The sequence below is a fragment of the Haemophilus sp. 27098_8_127 genome, assembly GCF_041433495.1.
GTDB lineage: Bacteria > Pseudomonadota > Gammaproteobacteria > Enterobacterales > Pasteurellaceae > Haemophilus_D.
In genome coordinates this window covers 395,889-415,133 of sequence record NZ_JAPWBP010000001.1, presented here as the reverse complement: position 1 = coordinate 415,133, position 19,245 = coordinate 395,889, and the positions used below count along the sequence as shown (strand labels likewise).

At 38.2% G+C, this 19,245-nt stretch carries 17 protein-coding genes and 1 tRNA gene; 15 read left to right on the top strand and 3 right to left on the bottom strand.

The annotated features are described in order from the left end of the window. Positions 1 to 8 precede the first annotated feature (8 nt). From mukE to metE, 15 genes are all read left to right on the top strand, one after another. Complete coding sequence (mukE, locus tag O3746_RS01935) at positions 9 to 761, top strand: chromosome partition protein MukE (protein ID WP_118816905.1); 753 nt, start codon at positions 9 to 11, stop codon at positions 759 to 761. After that, complete coding sequence (gene mukB / locus O3746_RS01930; protein WP_371447671.1) at positions 761 to 5,278, top strand: chromosome partition protein MukB; 4,518 nt, start codon at positions 761 to 763, stop codon at positions 5,276 to 5,278. Before mukE ends, mukB begins: the two co-directional genes overlap by 1 nt. A gap of 68 nt (positions 5,279 to 5,346) precedes the next feature. Beyond that, positions 5,347 to 6,219, top strand: coding sequence for an EamA/RhaT family transporter (locus O3746_RS01925; RefSeq protein ID WP_371447670.1), 873 nt, complete (start codon positions 5,347 to 5,349; stop codon positions 6,217 to 6,219). A 2-nt stretch (positions 6,220 to 6,221) separates the two neighbouring features. Then, a complete protein-coding gene (gene sbcB / locus O3746_RS01920; protein WP_302131096.1) occupies positions 6,222 to 7,643 on the top strand; it encodes an exodeoxyribonuclease I in 1,422 nt (473 codons plus the stop codon). A 768-nt stretch (positions 7,644 to 8,411) separates the two neighbouring features. Continuing rightward, positions 8,412 to 8,897 carry a non-heme ferritin gene (ftnA, locus tag O3746_RS01915; RefSeq protein WP_014065387.1) on the top strand — a complete coding sequence of 162 codons (486 nt, stop codon included), beginning with the start codon at positions 8,412 to 8,414 and terminating at the stop codon, positions 8,895 to 8,897. A 20-nt stretch (positions 8,898 to 8,917) separates the two neighbouring features. Then, entirely contained in the window at positions 8,918 to 9,418 is a 501-nt protein-coding gene (gene ftnA / locus O3746_RS01910; protein ID WP_070714008.1) for a non-heme ferritin, read from the top strand. A 193-nt stretch (positions 9,419 to 9,611) separates the two neighbouring features. Next, a tRNA-Leu gene (locus tag O3746_RS01905) sits at positions 9,612 to 9,697 on the top strand. 59 nt (positions 9,698 to 9,756) lie between these two features. After that, on the top strand, positions 9,757 to 10,686 hold the full coding sequence (gene ttcA / locus O3746_RS01900) for a tRNA 2-thiocytidine(32) synthetase TtcA (protein WP_070592095.1): 930 nt from the start codon (positions 9,757 to 9,759) through the stop codon (positions 10,684 to 10,686). A gap of 1 nt (position 10,687) precedes the next feature. Then, positions 10,688 to 11,017: a TusE/DsrC/DsvC family sulfur relay protein gene (locus tag O3746_RS01895; RefSeq protein ID WP_049376407.1), complete on the top strand. Its 330-nt coding sequence runs from the start codon at positions 10,688 to 10,690 to the stop codon at positions 11,015 to 11,017. 108 nt (positions 11,018 to 11,125) lie between these two features. Next, positions 11,126 to 12,112: a FecCD family ABC transporter permease gene (locus O3746_RS01890; RefSeq protein WP_371447669.1), complete on the top strand. Its 987-nt coding sequence runs from the start codon at positions 11,126 to 11,128 to the stop codon at positions 12,110 to 12,112. Further along, complete coding sequence (locus tag O3746_RS01885; protein ID WP_371447668.1) at positions 12,112 to 12,900, top strand: ABC transporter ATP-binding protein; 789 nt, start codon at positions 12,112 to 12,114, stop codon at positions 12,898 to 12,900. Before O3746_RS01890 ends, O3746_RS01885 begins: the two co-directional genes overlap by 1 nt. Positions 12,901 to 12,921: 21 nt before the next feature. Continuing rightward, positions 12,922 to 13,956, top strand: a complete 1,035-nt coding sequence (locus tag O3746_RS01880) for an ABC transporter substrate-binding protein (RefSeq protein WP_371447667.1) — start codon at positions 12,922 to 12,924, stop codon at positions 13,954 to 13,956. Between the two features lie 69 nt (positions 13,957 to 14,025). Beyond that, the gene (locus tag O3746_RS01875; RefSeq protein WP_007525241.1) at positions 14,026 to 14,235 is read left to right on the top strand and encodes a molybdopterin-binding protein; all 210 of its coding nucleotides are present in this window, start codon (positions 14,026 to 14,028) and stop codon (positions 14,233 to 14,235) included. Between the two features lie 251 nt (positions 14,236 to 14,486). After that, positions 14,487 to 14,747: a SemiSWEET family transporter gene (locus O3746_RS01870; protein WP_005699501.1), complete on the top strand. Its 261-nt coding sequence runs from the start codon at positions 14,487 to 14,489 to the stop codon at positions 14,745 to 14,747. Between the two features lie 187 nt (positions 14,748 to 14,934). After that, positions 14,935 to 17,208, top strand: coding sequence for a 5-methyltetrahydropteroyltriglutamate--homocysteine S-methyltransferase (gene metE / locus O3746_RS01865; protein ID WP_290989501.1), 2,274 nt, complete (start codon positions 14,935 to 14,937; stop codon positions 17,206 to 17,208). An 87-nt stretch (positions 17,209 to 17,295) separates the two neighbouring features. Here the strand turns inward: metE and cdd are convergent, their stop codons facing one another. The 3 genes from cdd to O3746_RS01850 form a co-directional block, all read right to left on the bottom strand. Then, entirely contained in the window at positions 17,296 to 18,171 is an 876-nt protein-coding gene (cdd, locus tag O3746_RS01860) for a cytidine deaminase (protein WP_111406421.1), read from the bottom strand. A gap of 91 nt (positions 18,172 to 18,262) precedes the next feature. Then, a complete protein-coding gene (locus O3746_RS01855) occupies positions 18,263 to 18,805 on the bottom strand; it encodes an RNA 2'-phosphotransferase (RefSeq protein WP_111406585.1) in 543 nt (180 codons plus the stop codon). A gap of 1 nt (position 18,806) precedes the next feature. Further along, on the bottom strand, positions 18,807 to 19,193 hold the full coding sequence (locus O3746_RS01850) for an SMI1/KNR4 family protein (RefSeq protein WP_111406422.1): 387 nt from the start codon (positions 19,191 to 19,193) through the stop codon (positions 18,807 to 18,809). Between the last annotated feature and the right edge of the window lie 52 nt (positions 19,194 to 19,245).

Here is a 19,245-nt window from a genome sequence, read left to right as displayed (position 1 = left end):
AATTAACCATGACAGATATTCAAGATGTAATTTCCCCGAAATTAGCAAATGCCATTGCTAATCCTATTTTTCCTACAGTGGACAGTTTATTGCGCTCAGGTCGCCATATCAGCACAGATCAATTAGATAATCATGCTTTTTTGATGGATTTCCAAAATGAGTTAGATGGCTTTTACCGCCGTTACAACGTGGAATTAATCCGAGCTCCAGAAGGTTTTTTCTATTTGCGTCCGAAAGCCACGACCTTAATTGCCCGTTCAGTGCTTTCCGAATTAGAAATGTTAGTAGGTAAGGTACTTTGCTATTTATATTTAAGTCCAGAACGTTTGGCACAGCAAGGTATCTTCAGTACGCAAGAGGTTTATGATGAATTACTCAACTTGGCGGACGAAGGCAAATTATTGAAAGCCGTCAATCAACGTTCCAGCGGTTCAGATTTAGATAAGCAAAAATTATCTGAAAAAGTACGTGCGGCGATCGGTCGTTTACGCCGTTTAGGCATGATTCATACTGTGGGCGAACAGCATAGCGGTAAATTTACTATTTCAGAATCAGTTTTCCGTTTTGGGGCTGAAGTCCGTTCTGGTGATGACCCGTTAGAAGCACAAGCTCGCTTAATTCGTGATGGGGAAGCAGCCACACCGCAATCTCTTGAATTGGAAAAACAAGCAAAAGCGGCAAGTCATGCTGATGACCTCGATGATGAAGAAAGTGCGGTCGAAATTGATGAAGAATTTGATGATGCAGGAGAACAAGAATAATGTCTGATGTATTAGAACTTAAAAACGAAATCTATCAAGACGAACCTGAGCAATCAACCGAACAGGTTGAAGAAGAATTTATTGCTCCTGTATTAAACCAACATAATGGGGTAGAACGTGGTAAATTCCGTTCACTCACCTTAATTAACTGGAATGGTTTCTTTGCCCGCACCTTTGATTTGGATGAATTGGTGACAACACTTTCCGGCGGTAACGGTGCTGGTAAATCCACAACCATGGCTGGTTTTGTGACAGCGTTGATTCCAGACTTAACCTTATTACATTTCCGTAATACCACAGAAGCCGGCTCGACAGGCGGCTCTCGTGATAAAGGCTTACACGGTAAATTACGTCCAGGTGTGTGTTATGCAGTATTGGATACCATCAATTCCCGTCACCAACGAATTCTCGTAGGTGTGCGTCTGCAACAAATCGCAGGTCGTGATAAGAAAGTCGATTTAAAAACGTTCTCGATTCAAGGTGTAGAATTATCCTTAAATCCGACCGCACTTTTCACCGAAACAGTCGGTGAGCGTCAAGCACGTGTACTCAATTTAAATGAATTAAAAGACAAAATTGAAAATCTTGGTGCGCAATTTAAGCAATATCATTCCATCACCGATTATCACGGCATGATGTTTGATTTGGGTATTATTCCAAAACGCTTACGTAGTGCCTCTGATCGTAGCAAATTCTATAAATTAATCGAAGCGTCTTTATACGGCGGTATTTCCAGTGCTATTACTCGTTCTTTACGTGATTACTTATTGCCAGAAAACCTTGGTGTGCGCAAAGCCTTCCAAGATATGGAAAGTGCGTTACGTGAAAACCGTATGACCCTTGAAGCAATTAAAGTCACCCAATCTGACCGTGATTTATTCAAACATTTAATCACCGAAACCACTAATTATGTGGCATCAGATTATATGCGTAATGCCAATGAACGCCGCGGTAATATCGAAGCGGCTTTGGGTTTCCGTCGTGATTGGTATAAAGCAAAAGCTGAGCAAGCGTTATCACAACATCGACTAATTGATTTAAGCCGTGAAGCTGCAGAATTGGCAGAAAATGAACGTACTTTAGAAGTCGATCACCAAAGTGCGGCAGACCACTTGAACTTGGTATTAAATGCGTTACGTCATCAAGAAAAAGTATCGCGCTATCAAGAAGACGTAGCTGAGCTTACAGAAAAATTAGAAGAACAAAAAATGGTTGTGGAAACCGCAACCGAACAGCTTGAAGAAAGCCAAGCACAATTTGAGCAAACGGAACTTGAAATTGACCAAGTACGTGCGCAACTTGCGGACTACCAACAAGCATTAGATGCTCAACAAACCCGTGCATTGCAATATCAACAAGCGATTGCCGCACTTGAAAAAGCGAAAACCTTATGTGGTTTAGCGGATTTAAGCGTGAAAAATGCGGAAGACTACCAAGCGGAATTTGCTGCCCATGCAGAAAGTCTTACCGAGCAAGTGCTTGAGTTAGAGCATAAGATGTCTATTTCTGAAGCGGCAAAATCACAATTTGATAAGGCCTATCAGTTAGTTTGCAAAATTGCCGGTGATGTGCCACGTTCAAGTGCTTGGGAAAGTGCTAAAGAATTATTGCGTGAATATCCAACACAAAAAATTCAAGCGCAACAAACTCCTCAATTACGCGCAAAATTACATGAGTTAGAGCAGCGCTATGCTCAACAACAAAGTGCGGTTAAATTATTGGCTGATTTTAATCAACGTGCTGATTTATCTTTAGAAACCGCTGATGAACTTGAAGCATACCACGCAGAACAAGAAGAACTCATTGAAAGCTTGAATGAAGAACTTGCTGAGCAAGTAGAAAACCGTTCAACCTTGCGTCAAAAACGTGAAAGTTTGACCGCACTTTACGAAGAAAATGCTCGTAAAGCACCTGCTTGGTTGACTGCTCAAGCCGCTTTAGAACGCTTACAAGAGCAAAGTGGTGAAACCTTTGAACATAACCAAGATGTGATGCATTTTATGCAATCACAATTGGTGAAAGAACGTGAACTGACTATTCAACGTGACAATTTAGAAAAACAACGTCAACAATTAGACGAGCAAATTTCTCGTCTAAGCCAACCAGATGGTTCTGAAGATGCTCGCTTAAATGTGCTTGCAGAACGTTTTGGTGGGGTATTGCTTTCTGAATTATATGATGATGTACCAATTGAAGATGCACCTTATTTCTCGGCACTTTATGGTCCAGCTCGTCATGCTATTGTTGTGCGTGATCTCAACACGGTACGTGAACAATTAGCTAATTTAGAAGATTGTCCAGACGATTTATATTTAATCGAAGGTGACCCAAATGCCTTTGATGACAGCGTACTTTCAGCCCAAGAACTTGAAATGGGCGTTGTGGTGCAAGTGTCTGATCGTGAATTGCGTTATTCAAAATTCCCGCAAATTCCATTATTCGGCCGTGCTGCACGTGAAAAACATTTAGAAGAATTACAAGCTAAACGTGATGAGATTGCGGAAGAATACGCACAAATCGCCTTTGATGTACAAAAATGTCAACGTTTACACGAACACTTTAGTCAATTTGTTGGCTTACATTTAGCGCTTGCGTTCCAACCAAACCCTGAAGAGGTGATGGCGGAAATCAATCAAGAACGCAATGAAATTGATCGCGAACTCAATCAATTCTCAAGTACTGAGCAACAAATTCGCATTAAATTGGATAATGCCAAAGAAAAAATGCAATTGTTGAATAAGTTAATGCCGCAGCTTAACTTACTTGCTGATGAAGAATTACTTGATCGCATTGAAGAATGCCGTGAACAATTAGATATTGCGGAACAAGATGAAAGCTTCATTCGTCAACATGGCGTTGCGTTGTCACAATTAGAACCGATTGCCAATACCTTACAAAGTGATCCAGAAAACTATGAACGTTTAAAAGCTGATTTAACCCAAGCGGTTGAACGTCAAAAACAAGTACAGCAACGTGTATTTGCTTTAGCGGATGTAGTACAACGTAAAAATCACTTTAGCTATGAAGATGCGGGTCAAGCTGAAACCTCAGAGCTTAATGAGCAACTTCGTCAACGTTTGGAGCAATTGCAGGCGCAACGTGATGCTCAACGTGAACAATTACGTCAAAAACAAAGCCAATTTGCACAATACAATCAAGTATTTATTCAATTGCAAAGTTCTTACGACAGTAAAAATCAATTGTTGAAAGAATTAATTGCTGAGATTAGTGAATTGGGCGTACGTGCTGATGAAGGAGCAGAGGAACGTGCAAGAAATCGCCGTGATGAGTTGTATCAACAGCTTTCAACCATCCGTCAACGTCGTTCTTATGTCGAAAAACAATTAACACTCATTGAAAGTGAAGCGGATAACTTAAATAAACGTATTCGTAAAGCAGAACGTGATTATAAAACTCAACGTGAATTGGTTGTAGCTGCGAAAGTCAGCTGGTGCGTGGTTCTCCGTTTATCTCGTAATTCCGATGTGGAAAAACGACTCAATCGCCGTGAATTAGCTTATTTATCTGCTGATGAACTACGTTCAATGTCGGATAAAGCCTTAGGTGCGCTACGTACTGCGGTGGCAGATAATGAATATCTCCGCGATGCATTGCGTATTTCTGAAGACAGCCGTAAACCGGAAAATAAAGTTCGCTTCTTTATTGCCGTGTATCAACATCTTCGTGAACGTATTCGTCAGGATATTATAAAAACAGATGATCCGATTGATGCAATTGAGCAAATGGAAATTGAGCTTAATCGCTTAACAGAAGAATTGACTGGCCGTGAGAAAAAATTGGCGATCAGTTCTGAAAGTGTGGCGAATATTATGCGTAAAACCATTCAACGTGAACAGAACCGTATTCGCATGTTGAACCAAGGTCTACAAAATATTGCATTCGGTCAGGTGAAATCGGTACGTTTAGTGGTCAATATTCGTGATACACATGCGATGTTGCTTGATGCGCTATCTGGTAAACAGGAAGAATATCAAGATTTATTCAGCGATAATCGTATTACTTTCTCTGAAGCCATTGCGAAACTTTATCAACGCATTAACCCGCATATTGATATGGGCCAACGCACAGCACAAACTATCGGTGAAGAATTATTAGATTATCGTAATTACCTCGAGTTAGAAGTTGAAGTTTTCCGTGGTGCAGATGGCTGGTTACGTGCTGAAAGTGGCGCATTATCGACAGGTGAAGCGATCGGTACGGGTATGTCAATCCTATTAATGGTTGTACAAAGCTGGGAAGAGGAAAGCCGCCGTATTCGCGGAAAAGATATCGTACCATGTCGTTTGCTATTCTTGGATGAAGCGGCGCGTTTGGATGGTAAATCCATTTCCACCTTGTTCGAACTTTGCGAACGTTTGGATATGCAATTACTTATCGCCGCGCCAGAGAATATCAGCCCTGAAAAAGGGACAACCTATAAACTGGTGCGTAAAATTGCCGGCAACCAAGAACAAGTTCATGTGGTTGGTTTGCGTGGCTTTGGCGCAACAGAGTAGTTTTTTAAAGCGGTCAAAGCATTGGCCGCTTTTTTCATTGTTATTTTTATGAGAATTTAGGACGAATTATGCACAATCTTATTTTTGCCATTCTATGTAGTGTTGCCGTATCGGTGTTACTTAAAGTTGCTCGCAAGAAAAATATCATTATTGAACAAGCCATTGCGTTTAACTATATCGTCGCCATTTCATTAAGCTATTTCTTACTCAAGCCTGATTTTAAAGGATTAGAATTTACCGAATATTTGGCACAAAGTGATAGCACACCTATCTTCCTAGCATTAGGTATTTTATTACCAACCGTATTTATCATTATGTCTAAAGCCGTTGAATTTGCGGGTATTGTGCGTTCAGATGCAGCACAACGCTTATCGTTATTTCTACCGATTGTTGCCTCTTTTATTATCTTCCATGAAACATTAAGTCAGCCAAAAGTTGTTGGCATTATTTTGGCATTCATTGGTTTATTCTGTATCTTGAATAAATCGAATGAGCAAAGTGCGGTCACTTTTAAAGGTATTTTAGGCTTAATCGGTGTTTGGTTTGGTTATGGCACCATTGATATCTTATTCAAACAAGTAGCCAAAAGCGGGGGAGCATTCCCAACCACATTATTCATCGCTTTCTCATTAGCCGCTTGTGTCATGTTCCTGTATTTATTCCTAAAACGCACTCAATGGACTGTGCCAAGCTTTATTGGTGGAATTATTTTAGGTGTATTGAATTTCTTCAACATCCTGTTTTACATTAAAGCGCACCAAAGTTTCGGACAAAATCCAACCTTAGTTTTTGCGGGAATGAACATTGGTGTCATTTGTTTAGGTACCATCACCGGCGCATTTTTCTTTAAAGAAAAAATCAGCAAAATAAACTGGTTTGGCGTACTTATCAGTCTTTCAGCAATTTTCTGTTTATATTATTTAGATAAAATTTTGGCTTAATTATGGCAAACGATTTTAGTTTTTTTATCTACGATTACGAAAGTTTTGGTATCAATCCGGCAAGTGATCGTCCAGCTCAATTTGCCGGTATTCGTACCGATGCAGATTTTAATATTATTGGCGAGCCTGTTATGTTGTATTGCAAGCAAACCAATGATTATTTGCCAGCCCCGGAAGCCGTAATGGTCACAGGAATTACACCACAAGAGTGTAATGAAAAGGGGATTCCTGAACCTGAATTTGCCGCAAAAATTCTAGCTGAGTTTTCACAACCTAATACTTGTGTGATGGGCTACAACAATATTCGTTATGACGATGAAATGACTCGTTATACCTTTTACCGTAACTTCATTGATCCCTATGAATATAGCTGGAAAAATGGTAATTCTCGTTGGGATTTACTGGATTTGGTCCGAGCTTGCTATGCACTGCGTCCAGAAGGGATAAATTGGGCTTATGACGATGATGGTATGCCAAGCTTTCGCTTAGAAAAACTAACCAAAGCAAATGGTATTGAGCATGAAAATGCCCATGATGCGATGGCGGATGTGTATGCAACCATCGCCATGGCTAAATTAATCAAAGAAAAGCAGCCTAAATTATTTCAATTCTTCTTTGAACATAGAGGTAAAAAGGAAATTGAGAAACTGATCGACACCGCTGAAATGACACCATTAGTGCACGTTTCGGGCATGCTAGGCAATTATCGCGGCAATTGTGCTTGGGTAGCACCATTAGCATGGCATCCAACTAATCAAAATGCCGTAATCGTCTGTGATTTATCAGGTGATATTGATAATTTACTCAGTAAAAGTGCGGTTGATTTACGCCAAGATTTATATACCAAGAAAAGTGAGCTAGAAGAAAGGGGAGTTTCATCAGTTCCATTAAAATTGGTTCATATTAATAAATGCCCAATTTTGGCGCCTGCAAAAACATTACTGCCAGAAAATGCAGCTCGTTTAGGGATAGACAGACAACAATGCTTAGATAATTTAGCAAAATTACGTCAATCCTTAGATATACGCGAGAAAGTTATTGAAATCTTCTCAGAAGAGCGCAAATTTGAGCCAAGTGATAATGTAGAAACTGAACTTTATAACGGTTTCTTTAGCAATGCCGATAAAAACAATATGGCTATTTTACGCGATTTACCGCCTGAAAAATTAGCTGAGCATGGTTTAGCATTTGAAGATAAACGAATTCCTGAACTGTTATTCCATTATCGAGCAAGACATTTCTACAAAACTCTAAATCGTGCAGAACAAATCAAATGGCAAAAATATCGCCAACGTAAATTAGAACAAAGTGCGGTTAAATTTGAGGAAAGTCTACAACGGTTAGCGGAGGAATATTCGGATAATCCAACCAAACTGAATTTACTACAACAGGTTTATGAATACGGAACAAAACTGTTATCTTAACCTTATACACATCGTGACATAGTCACACAAATGCCAATCATCAAAAACGTAAATCTTATCCATGAGATTTACGTTTTTCTTTTTTAAATCTGATGATATTCACCTCATAAAATAACGCAGAATTCACGTAGCGTTGCCATTATTTTGACACATATAAACTTCTTTATTTTTTCCTTACATAACAACTTTAGAGTGTATAAATCATTATTTAATCTTATTGTAGGGTGTTGTAAGGCTAGATTCTGCATCGCTTAAGTGGTATTTGCAACCTGTGCATAACTTTGTGATTTTATTAATACGTAGCTTTCACTAACCTTGTAATTGATTTCGCATAATGTATATTATGTTAAATTAAATATGTGAATACGTCACAAATCAAAACGGATAACTATCCTACTTTCATGCATAGGTCAAAATAAGGTGATTTTTGATTATGGATATAAAAGAAATAAAAGAATGTCTTTGAGATGGAATAATTAAATTAGAATGAATTTTTGAGATAACGCTACGTGAATTCTGAATACAATTGCGTACATCAATTCACCAGATTTCATCATTTTTGATCTGATAATGAGAATTTATTTTACACATATCACATAAATGAGAATAATTAACATTGATTTTTCTTTTATTATTAGTAGTTTATAAAAATAATTTTAAAAAAATGCTTGATTATTCTCATTTGCGAGGTTAGAATGCACACCGATGACAAGTTAAGCAGTCTTGTTTTTATTTTTAATCTCTACTTAATAAGGAAAGGAGTTGGTTATGCTTAATAAAGCAATCGCAGATAAGTTAAATGAACAAATCAATTTAGAGTTCTACTCTTCTAATGTTTATTTACAAATGAGTTCTTGGTGTAGCAAGCACGGTTACGAAGGTGCTGCAGCATTCTTACTTCGTCATGCTGATGAAGAATTAGAACACATGCAAAAATTATTCAAATATGTGAGTGAAACAAGCGGTATGCCACTTTTAGGTAAAATTGATGCACCTAAAAATGACTACAAATCACTTAAAGAAGTATTTGAAACTACACTTGAACATGAAAAACTCGTTACTTCTAAAATTAACGAATTAGTTGAAGTGACTTTTGCAAACAAAGACTATTCTACTTTTAACTTCTTACAGTGGTATGTTGCAGAACAACACGAAGAAGAAAAATTATTCAATAGCATTATTGATAAATTTAACTTGCTGGGTGAAGATGGTCGTTCGCTTTACTTTATCGATCGTGATTTAGCAACATTATAATTTTAGAAGGAGAATACAAAATGTTATCAGCAAACGTAATCAAATTATTAAATGATCAAATGAACCTTGAGTTCTACTCTTCAAACCTTTACTTACAAATGAGTGCATGGTGCGAACAAAATGGTTTTGAAGGTGCAGCTAAATTCTTATCAGAACACGCTGCAGAAGAAATGCAACACATGCGTAAATTATTCACTTATTTAAACGAAACTGGTGCATTAGCGGTAATCACTGCAATTGAAGCGCCTGCGCATGAGTACAAATCATTAAAAGAAATCATTGAATTAACTTATGAACACGAAAAATTGATCACAAGTAAAATTAATGAATTAGTGGGTAAAACTTTTGAAGAAAAAGACTACTCTGCATTCAATTTCTTACAATGGTATGTTGCAGAACAACACGAAGAAGAGAAATTATTCAGCGGTATTTTAGACAAATTAAATCTTCTTGGCGAAGATGGCAAAGGCTTATTCTTAATCGATAAAGATTTAGGTAACCTTGCTGGTCAAACCGCTTAATTAGATAATCATAAAGCTTAGTAGAAATACTAAGCTTTTATTTTACCCATTGTTTGTGACAACGTATCAAATATTTTAAACTTCCCTTTCATCTTTGAATACAAGTTGATGAAATTTAAAACAACCACACGTTTTTAATGAAATTTTACTTGCAACGAAGTAAGATAAACGTATAATTCAGAACAACCCAAATGCCTGGGTGGCGAAATTGGTAGACGCAGCGGATTCAAAATCCGCCGGTGAATAACCGTGTCGGTTCGAGTCCGACCCTAGGCACCACAGAATTTATAAGCTCTGAAGTTATTCAGGGCTTTTTTATTAGCTATAAGTTAATCAATATGACAGAACAAAACCAAGATAAAAAACAGACTTATAATTTCAATAAGCTACAAAAACGTCTTCGCCGTAATGTAGGTAATGCAATTGCTGATTTCGGTATGATTGAAGATGGTGATAAAGTGATGGTTTGTCTTTCTGGTGGCAAAGACAGCTATACGCTTCTCGATATTTTATTAAATTTACAACAAAGCGCACCGATTAAATTTGATATCGTTGCAGTTAATTTAGACCAAAAGCAACCAGGTTTTCCCGAGCATGTTTTACCTGAATATCTGCAAAGTATTGGTGTGGATTATAAAATCGTTGAAGAAAATACTTATGGTATTGTAAAAGAGAAAATTCCAGAAGGTAAAACAACGTGTTCTCTCTGCTCTCGCCTACGTCGTGGTATTTTATACCGTACAGCAACCGAACTTGGTGCAACAAAAATTGCACTTGGGCACCATCGTGATGATATGTTGGCTACCCTGTTTCTGAATATGTTCTACGGTGGGAAACTAAAATCGATGCCACCGAAATTAATTTCAGATGACGGCAAGCAAATTGTGATTCGTCCATTGGCTTATTGTAAAGAAAAAGATATTGAAAAGTATGCCGTAGCCAAAGAATTCCCAATTATCCCTTGTAATTTATGTGGTTCTCAACCTAATTTACAACGTCAAGTAGTGAAAGAAATGCTGAATACCTGGGATCGTCAATATCCTGGACGCTTAGAAACCATGTTTAGTGCGATGCAAAACATTACGTTGTCACACTTATGTGACCCAAAACTCTTCGATTTCAAAGGCATTAAACATGGCCAATCGCTTGATGGCATTGAAGGGGATACCGCATTTGATGAAGAACGCATCGAACCAATGAAATTTGATGATGAAGATACGTCTGACTACTCTGATAACGAAATGATCAGCTTTAAAGAAGTGAATTAATATGATTACCGTACAAGGAAAACAAATCGAAACCGACGCCTTTGGCTATTTACTTAATATTGCTGATTGGAATGAGGATGTAGCAAAACACATTGCTCAGCTAGAAGATGTAGAACTGACCGAAGCTCACTGGGAAGTGATTTATTTTGTGCGTGATTTCTATCAAGAATATAACACCTCCCCTGCGATTAGAATGCTGGTAAAAGCAATGTCAGAAAAATTAGGCGCCGATAAAGGCAATAGCCGCCATTTGCAACGACTCTTCCCTGACGGACCAGCTAAACAAGCAACTAAACTGGCTGGTCTGCCAAAACCGGCTAAATGCTTATAAAATAACGTAACCGCGCGATAAAGTGCGGTTATTTTTTTACTCAAATTTCGCTATATACAAAAAAATACAATCGCTATATACTTACAAAAACAGCGAATTTTGAGTTATATGAACAAATCTTCTCTTACTTTTCCTCTTTTACTTTGTCTCCTTATCGGGTTGGTTTTATTTTCACTCTCTTGGGGACGTTTTGCGATTCCACTTGAGAATGTGGTACAAAGTCTTATTGGCAGTAACGCCAATGATGTGCAAAACAACATCATTTTTAATCTTCGTTTGCCTCGTGTAATTGCAGCTATACTTGTGGGTGCTTCATTAGCTATTGCGGGTGTTGTGTATCAAGGTATTTTCCGTAATCCATTGGTTTCACCTGATATTTTAGGGGTATCTAATGGCGCTTGTGTTGGTGCTGCATTGGCGATTTTAATCGGTTCGGGGATGCTGGGCATTCAAGCCTTTGCCTTTGTTGGTGGTTTGATTGCCGTCTTGCTCACCATGAATTTACCGCGTCTAATTCAGCGCGACTCCACCATTGTTTTAGTGCTTTCTGGCATTATTGTTTCGGGCTTTATGATGGCGACATTAGGCCTATTGAAATATCTTGCTGATCCTGAAACTCAGCTGGCTGATATCGTTTACTGGCAATTAGGTAGCCTAACCAAATCTAACTACGACAACTTGCTTATCCTTTCTCCTATCATTTTGCTCACTACCCTTGGCTTATTTTTAATGCGTTGGCGTATCAATGTGCTTTCATTAGGTGATCGTGAGGCTAAATTAATCGGAGCCAATATCCGATTAGAACGAGGTTTAATGGTAGTTTGTGCCACGTTGCTGACGGCTTCATCGGTTTGCTTAAGCGGGACAATTGGTTGGCTTGGTTTAGTGATTCCGCATTTAGCGCGGCTTTTCATTGGTGATAACAATGTCAAAAGTTTACCGCTAGCCGGACTTATCGGTGCGATTTTTTTACTCGTTATCGACACTCTCGCCCGCAATTTATACATTCAAGAAATTCCGCTCGGCATTCTCACCGGCTTTATCGGTGCGCCATTTTTTGCTTGGGTTCTGATTAAACAAAAGGTGGTGGACTAATGCTGAAAATTGATAATCTGTATTACTGGCACAATGTTGAACATTCGCTACTCAATGGTATTGATCTAACCTTAAAAAAAGGCGAATTGCTGACTATTCTTGGTGCAAATGGTCGTGGTAAATCAACGTTATTAAACTGTATCGCGGGGCTTTTGAAACCAAAGAGCGGTCAGATTTTGCTAGATAATTGCAAATTAAGCGAAATGAACAGTAAGCAAATTGCTCAGAAAATTGCTTATGTCTCGCAACACAGCCCACAAACCTATCAATATCGCGTGCGTGATTATGTAGTACTCGGTCGCGCGGCGCATTTAGGTGTTTTTGATAAGCCAAGTGAAGCTGATTTTGCATTAGTTGATGAGGCTTTAAATAAACTTGGCATCAGTCATTTTGCAGACCGAATTTATATGCAAATGAGTGGCGGTGAAAAGCAACTGGTCAATCTTGCGCGTATTTTGGTACAACAACCGCAACTGATTTTATTTGATGAACCTACTTCGGCATTAGATTACGGCAATGTGTTTAAAACCTTAAGCCTAATAAAAGAGCTCTCACTGCAAGGCTTTACCATTATCATGACAACACACAATCCCGATCATCCCATGTTGTTACATAGCGCACTGTCCCATAGCCGTGTAAGCATCTTAAACGAGCACGGCAAATTACAAACAGGTTTGGCACCGGAAATCATTACCGAAGCCAACTTGAAAGCACTTTATCAAACCGATTTGCGCTTAGTTGATGTACCTGCACTACAACGACAAATCTGTGCGATTACCCATTTATAACCCCACTAGAAGGACATTCATATGTTAAAACACTCTCTGAAAAAAGGCTTAATTGCCCTCTCCCTAGCAGCTTGTTTTGCTCTGCCTTTGCAAGCAAAAATCGTGACGGATGTTGAAGGTAATAAAATTGAATTACCGGACAACGTTCAACGCGTCGCTGATCTTTGGCATGCGAATAACCAAATTGTCTTACTATTAGGCGGTGCCAATAAACTGGTTGGCACGACCACATCTATCGCAGCCAATCCTTGGTATAGCGAAGTATATCCAAATATCAAAAATGTACCGGTATTAACCAACGGTGAAACCATTCAAACGGAAGAACTGTTAAGTCATAAACCAGATGCAGTATTGCTCTCGAAAAAATCCATGTTAACTGAAGTGGAACAAGCAGGCTTAAAAGGCGTACGAGTGAGTTTCCAAGATTTTGATGGTTTGAAGAAAACCGTACGTATCACGGCTGAAGTGTTAGGTGATGAAGCCCCTGAAATCGCAGAAAACTATATCAAAGAATTAGAAGGCAACATTCAATTTGTGGAAAGTCGTCTTAAAGGCTTAAAAGATGAACAACGCCCAACGGTGTTACATATCACTAAAGGCTCAGACTTATTGATGATTGACGGCGGAAAATCGATGATTGGTGAATGGATTAAATTAGCTGGCGGTAAAAGTGTCTTACCTGATGAAGCCAATATGGTGACCGTGACAGTAGAAAGCATTATTCAAGCGAATCCTGATGTCATTATTATCGGCAGCAGCGGTAATAAAGCGCAAGCAGCAATCGAAAAAATTAAAGCTGACCCAGCATGGCAATCAATAAGTGCGGTCAAAAATAATCGTATTTATGCCAACCCAACTGGCACGTTCCCATGGGATCGCTATAGTGCAGAAGAAGCCTTACAAATTCTTTGGGCGGCTCAACTTTTCCATCCTGAGCAATTTAAAGATTTAAACATGGTAGAGAAAACACAAGCTTTCTATAAAAAATATTATGGTTATGCGTTAAGCAAAGAAAATGCCGAGCAAATCTTGAAAGGCTTAGCACCTCTTAAGTAGTATTTTCATTTAAAGCATTTATCGTTATAATGTACGTTCTTTTTTAACTCAAACATAAGGAAATACTTGATGAAAATTAGTGCAAGAAACCAACTTAAAGGTACTGTAAAATCAATCGAAACCGGTTCTGTGAACGCAATCGTACACATTGATATCGGTAACGGTAACGTAATTTCTTCTACTATCTCTATCGATGCAGTAAAAGAATTAGGTTTAGCAGTTGGTAAAGAAGCATATGCGATTATCAAAGCAACTTCTGTAATGGTTGGTGTTGAATAATCTCAACTACACTGTTCAGAATCTCATATGTAGCCGCACTTTAAAAGTGCGGTTATTTTTTTGTCTTGTTTCACCCAATTCTCTTCATACTCTCCTCAAAACGCATTTTATCCTTAACTAAAATGAAATAATCTTTATACAACCTCCCATTCATTGACTTTTAATTAAATATACTGTAAAATATACATATATTATCAATTTTTAGTTAATAATCTAATTTAGAATTATTTTGTTAAACATTAGGAGGGCAAATGACAAACCAACGTTTTATTACCATTTTAGGCTATGTCGCAACATTTACTTCAGTTTGTATGTATGTTTCTTACTTGCAACAAATTGGTCTAAATTTATCTGGTCAAAAAGGTGGCTGGTTACAACCTTTTGCCACGATGATTAACTGTAGTTTATGGGTGGCTTATGGCTTGCTAAAAGAAAAACGCGATCTGCCTATTTCATTAGCAAATGCGCCTGGTGTCATACTTGGTTTGATTACTTTCGTTACCGCCTTATAACACTATAAAACCTCATACAAAAAAGACCGCACTTTTTAGAAATCTTAAAGTGCGGTCTTTTTATTTATTAATTTAATTCATTTAAAAGCTGAAAATTATGAAGTTGTATAATTTTCTTTTCTGTTGCATTCTATAAACGAACAGACGTTTAGACGTCTAAACCAATAAAACAATAGAAGGATTAATTATGACAACATTTCATTTGGCTGGATTTCCGCGTGTAGGCGCAAAGCGTGAACTTAAATTTGCTCAAGAGCGTTACTGGCGTGGCGAAATTGTGGAAGCGGATTTATTAGATATTGCAAAAAGATTACGTGAACTAAACTGGCAACACCAAGCCAAGGCAAATGCCGATTTTGTTGCAGTGGCTGATTTCACGCTTTATGATCATATTTTAGATTTACAAGTGGCAACAGGTGCAATTCCTGCTCGCTTTGGTTTCGATAGCCAAAACTTAACACTCGATCAATATTTCCAATTAGCGCGCGGTAATAAAACCCAATTTGCGATTGAAATGACAAAATGGTTCGATACCAACTATCACTATCTTGTACCAGAATTCCATAAAGAGACACAATTTAAAGCAAACCCAGCACATTATGTGACACAAATCCGTGAAGCTAAAGCGCTTGGGTACCAAGTTAAACCAACAATCGTTGGGCCACTCACCTTCCTTTGGTTAGGAAAAGAAAAAGGCGCTGCATTTAATCGCTTTGATTTATTAGCAAAACTCGTGCCAGTTTATGTTGAAATTTTAAATGCGTTAGCTGCAGAAGGCGTAGAATATATTCAAATTGATGAACCCGCTCTCACCTTAGATTTACCGGCTGAATGGATTGCCGCTTATAAAGCGATTTACGCCACTTTTGCTGAACAAGTGAAAGCGAAATTATTGCTTGCGACTTATTTCGGCTCTGTAGCAGAACATGCTGATTTGTTAAAAGCCTTGCCTGTTACAGGTTTACATATCGACTTAGTTCGTGCACCTGAACAACTTGTTGCCTTTGCGGATTACGACAAAATCTTATCTGTCGGCATCATTGATGGCCGTAATATTTGGCGTGCAAACTTAAATCAAGTGTTAGATGTAGTTGAGCCATTAAAAGCGAAATTAGGTGATCGTTTATGGATTGCGCCAAGCTGCTCTCTCCTTCATACACCTTATGATTTAGAAGTCGAAACACAGCTACAAGCCAATAAGCCTGAGCTTTATCAATGGTTGGCTTTCACGTTACAAAAAATTCAAGAATTACGCGTTATTAAGACTGCACTAGAGCAAGGCCGTGAAGCGGTTCAAGCTGAATTAGCGGCTTCTCAAGCTGCTGCGGATGCACGTAAAAACTCACGTGAAATTCACCGCACTTGTGTCGCAGAACGATTAGCAAACTTACCGAAAAATGCCGACCAACGTAAATCACCATTTGCGGAACGCATTAAATTACAAAATGCGTGGTTAAATCTGCCACTTCTGCCAACTACAAACATTGGTTCTTTCCCACAAACGACAGCAATTCGTCATGCACGTGCAGCCTTCAAAAAAGGCGAACTCAGCTTAGCGGATTACGAAGCAGCAATGAAAAAAGAAATTGAATTTGTTGTACGTGAGCAAGAAAAATTAGACTTAGATGTATTGGTACATGGCGAAGCAGAACGTAACGATATGGTGGAATACTTCGGCGAACTACTTGATGGTTTTGCTTTCACTAAATTTGGCTGGGTACAAAGTTACGGTTCACGTTGCGTGAAACCGCCTGTGATTTACGGTGATGTTACTCGTCCAGAACCAATGACGGTACGTTGGTCGCAATATGCCCAAAGCCTTACCAATAAAGTGATGAAAGGCATGCTGACGGGGCCAGTCACGATCTTACAATGGTCTTTTGTGCGTAACGATATTCCTCGTGAAACCGTTTGTAAACAAATTGCTGTTGCACTTTCTGATGAAGTATTAGATTTAGAAAAAGCTGGCATCAAAGTGATTCAAATTGATGAGCCAGCTATTCGTGAAGGTTTACCATTAAAACGTGCAGATTGGGATGCTTATTTGAAATGGGCGGGCGAAGCCTTCCGTTTAAGCTCAATGGGTTGCCAAGATGATACCCAAATTCACACGCACATGTGTTATTCCGAATTTAACGACATTCTACCGGCTATTGCAGCCTTAGATGCCGATGTCATTACTATCGAAACCTCGCGTTCTGACATGGAATTACTCACCGCATTTGGTGATTTCAAATACCCGAATGATATTGGCCCAGGTGTATATGATATTCACAGTCCACGCGTGCCTGCAGCAGAAGAAATTGAACATCTTCTTCGCAAAGCATTACAAGTGGTGCCGAAAGAACGTTTATGGGTAAACCCAGACTGTGGTTTGAAAACACGCGGTTGGCCAGAAACAATTGCGGCATTAAAAGTGATGGTTGATGTTACGAAAAAATTACGTGCTGAATTAGCATAAAATCAGTAAAAAGAAAGGCGAACATGAGAGATTATCTCTGTTCGCCTTTTCTTTTAGTTAAAAAAACTAATTCATTTTTGACCGCACTTACAGGCTAATATATTCCATTTTCACCTTGCAGAGGCTCTTCAATAACTGCTCTGCCATCTTGCGGTGACTTAAACGCAATGGTTTCTCTGCAAATACTACACGCTCAATTTTTGATACATCCAATTGATTTAAGTAAGCAAAATTAATCGCTGTTTGCATAGCGGGTAAGCTTGGGTTAAATGCCGCATTTTCTGCATATCGACCACAAATCATTTCTCCATTTTTAAATAAAATGCCTACACCATGAGGGCTTTTAGAATAAGGTGAATGAGCTCGGTTTGCCCCTAAAATCGCTTTATTTGCCACTTCATCTTCCGTCGTCAAAGTGAAACCTTGTTCTTCTTTGTTTAATAGAAGCAAATCAACGCCTAAATCTTTCGGGCCAAAGCTATCGGGTAAATATTGAGGAAGTGGATTATTTTGGCTATGTGGCAAATGAATCTTTAAATCTTCCGCTTGATAAAGCTCATTCATAAATTGACGGCAGTGGCCACAAGGCGTGTAATTCACCACGATATCGGTGATTCGAGATTCATTACGTAACCATGCATGGCTAATCGCACTTTGTTCAGCATGGATGGTTTGAGCCATGCTACTACCCTGAAATTCTTGATTCGCACCAAAGTAAAAATCACCACTTTCACCAATCGCAATCGCTCCAACATGAAATTCTGAAATGGGTGTATGACTATAACAAGCCGCTACGGGCAAAAGCGCCAAACCTAATTGAACAGGCGTAAGCTTAAATTCATCACAAATTGACCGCACTTTTTCAGCCGGTAAAAAACCTTTCCATTCTTGTTCTTCTAATGCAGAAAGAATTGCATTTGAAAGTGGCGAATCGGATAATGCTTGTCGAATTTTTTGTTGCATGTTAAATCTCCTTATTTTTATATGCCCATTCTACGCTATTTGGAGGAACTTCACCGCAAAAATGATCACATAATGAAAATATGCTTAATCATTAATTATCTTTTATAAACTCAGGCGAAATGTAATCTGATAACCAGACTTTTTCATTGCCAATATAAAATTTGATACCCTTAGATTGTGCTAGTTCTGTATCAATTTTTAGAAGAATTGTCTCCCCTTTTTTTCTATTTCCAACCAATGTTGCGGTCTCAACATCCTCAGATAAATGTACATATTGACGAGACATCGGCTTCAATCCATTTGATTTAATATCATCTAAATAATTTATACTTGTCCCATGGTATAAATACTTTGGTGGATAACCAATTTCTTTAGAAATTTTCATTGGAATTGAATGCCCATAGAAAGCTCTTATTTTTCCATTTTTAATCTCATGTCTTTTCTTTTCCGATAAGTCGATCATTTTAACTAAATCGTCTTCGGTTAACGTATTCCATTTTTCATCACTATTTCTAAATGATGAAATTAATTGTTCAACAGAAACCCAACCTTCAGAATCCAGTTCTAATTCATATTCCCATGGAGCATGACGAAGCGCATAGGAAACTTCTTTACTTAAATTTAAATAGTCCATTTTAATACTCTTTTGCACTTTTGATTTCATCCGCTAACCACTCATCAAAATCCTTACATTCATATTTATTGTCTTTATTACCAAGATCATGAACATAAACTCTCGGATTTCCAGAGTAATCCGTCAATTTGAAACAAGCTGCCCAATCACCATCTCTAGCAAATGATATTAAATCAGCTACCCCTGTCAGTTTTTCTATTGCTTTACTATAAAGATAAACACTGTCCTCTATCTCTGAATTCTCATAATCAGGATCTTCAAACCACCAAGGAAAATATTCCAATTCATTTATCTTTTCCATATTACTCGATAAATCAATATAAGACTGAGGAAACTTAAAGTTTTCAGGTAATTGTTCTTTGGGATATAAATTAAATTTAGTTTGCATAATTGCTCCACAATTACAATTCATCAGTAAAAATAAGTAATCTTTTATCTAA

What these genes read in the sequence shown, in the direction of transcription:
- mukB (WP_371447671.1), top strand. Translation starts at nt 761, where the DNA reads ATGTCTGATGTATTAGAACTTAAAAACGAAATCTATCAAGACGAACCT.
- O3746_RS01875 (WP_007525241.1), top strand. Translation starts at nt 14,026, where the DNA reads ATGAAAATTAGTGCAAGAAACCAACTTAAAGGTACTGTAAAATCAATC.
- sbcB (WP_302131096.1), top strand. Translation starts at nt 6,222, where the DNA reads ATGGCAAACGATTTTAGTTTTTTTATCTACGATTACGAAAGTTTTGGT.
- cdd (WP_111406421.1), bottom strand. Translation starts at nt 18,171, where the DNA reads ATGCAACAAAAAATTCGACAAGCATTATCCGATTCGCCACTTTCAAAT.
- ftnA (WP_014065387.1), top strand. Translation starts at nt 8,412, where the DNA reads ATGCTTAATAAAGCAATCGCAGATAAGTTAAATGAACAAATCAATTTA.
- O3746_RS01850 (WP_111406422.1), bottom strand. Translation starts at nt 19,193, where the DNA reads ATGCAAACTAAATTTAATTTATATCCCAAAGAACAATTACCTGAAAAC.
- ftnA (WP_070714008.1), top strand. Translation starts at nt 8,918, where the DNA reads ATGTTATCAGCAAACGTAATCAAATTATTAAATGATCAAATGAACCTT.
- O3746_RS01925 (WP_371447670.1), top strand. Translation starts at nt 5,347, where the DNA reads ATGCACAATCTTATTTTTGCCATTCTATGTAGTGTTGCCGTATCGGTG.
- mukE (WP_118816905.1), top strand. Translation starts at nt 9, where the DNA reads ATGACAGATATTCAAGATGTAATTTCCCCGAAATTAGCAAATGCCATT.
- metE (WP_290989501.1), top strand. Translation starts at nt 14,935, where the DNA reads ATGACAACATTTCATTTGGCTGGATTTCCGCGTGTAGGCGCAAAGCGT.
- O3746_RS01855 (WP_111406585.1), bottom strand. Translation starts at nt 18,805, where the DNA reads ATGGACTATTTAAATTTAAGTAAAGAAGTTTCCTATGCGCTTCGTCAT.
- O3746_RS01880 (WP_371447667.1), top strand. Translation starts at nt 12,922, where the DNA reads ATGTTAAAACACTCTCTGAAAAAAGGCTTAATTGCCCTCTCCCTAGCA.
- O3746_RS01870 (WP_005699501.1), top strand. Translation starts at nt 14,487, where the DNA reads ATGACAAACCAACGTTTTATTACCATTTTAGGCTATGTCGCAACATTT.
- O3746_RS01895 (WP_049376407.1), top strand. Translation starts at nt 10,688, where the DNA reads ATGATTACCGTACAAGGAAAACAAATCGAAACCGACGCCTTTGGCTAT.
- O3746_RS01890 (WP_371447669.1), top strand. Translation starts at nt 11,126, where the DNA reads ATGAACAAATCTTCTCTTACTTTTCCTCTTTTACTTTGTCTCCTTATC.
- ttcA (WP_070592095.1), top strand. Translation starts at nt 9,757, where the DNA reads ATGACAGAACAAAACCAAGATAAAAAACAGACTTATAATTTCAATAAG.
- O3746_RS01885 (WP_371447668.1), top strand. Translation starts at nt 12,112, where the DNA reads ATGCTGAAAATTGATAATCTGTATTACTGGCACAATGTTGAACATTCG.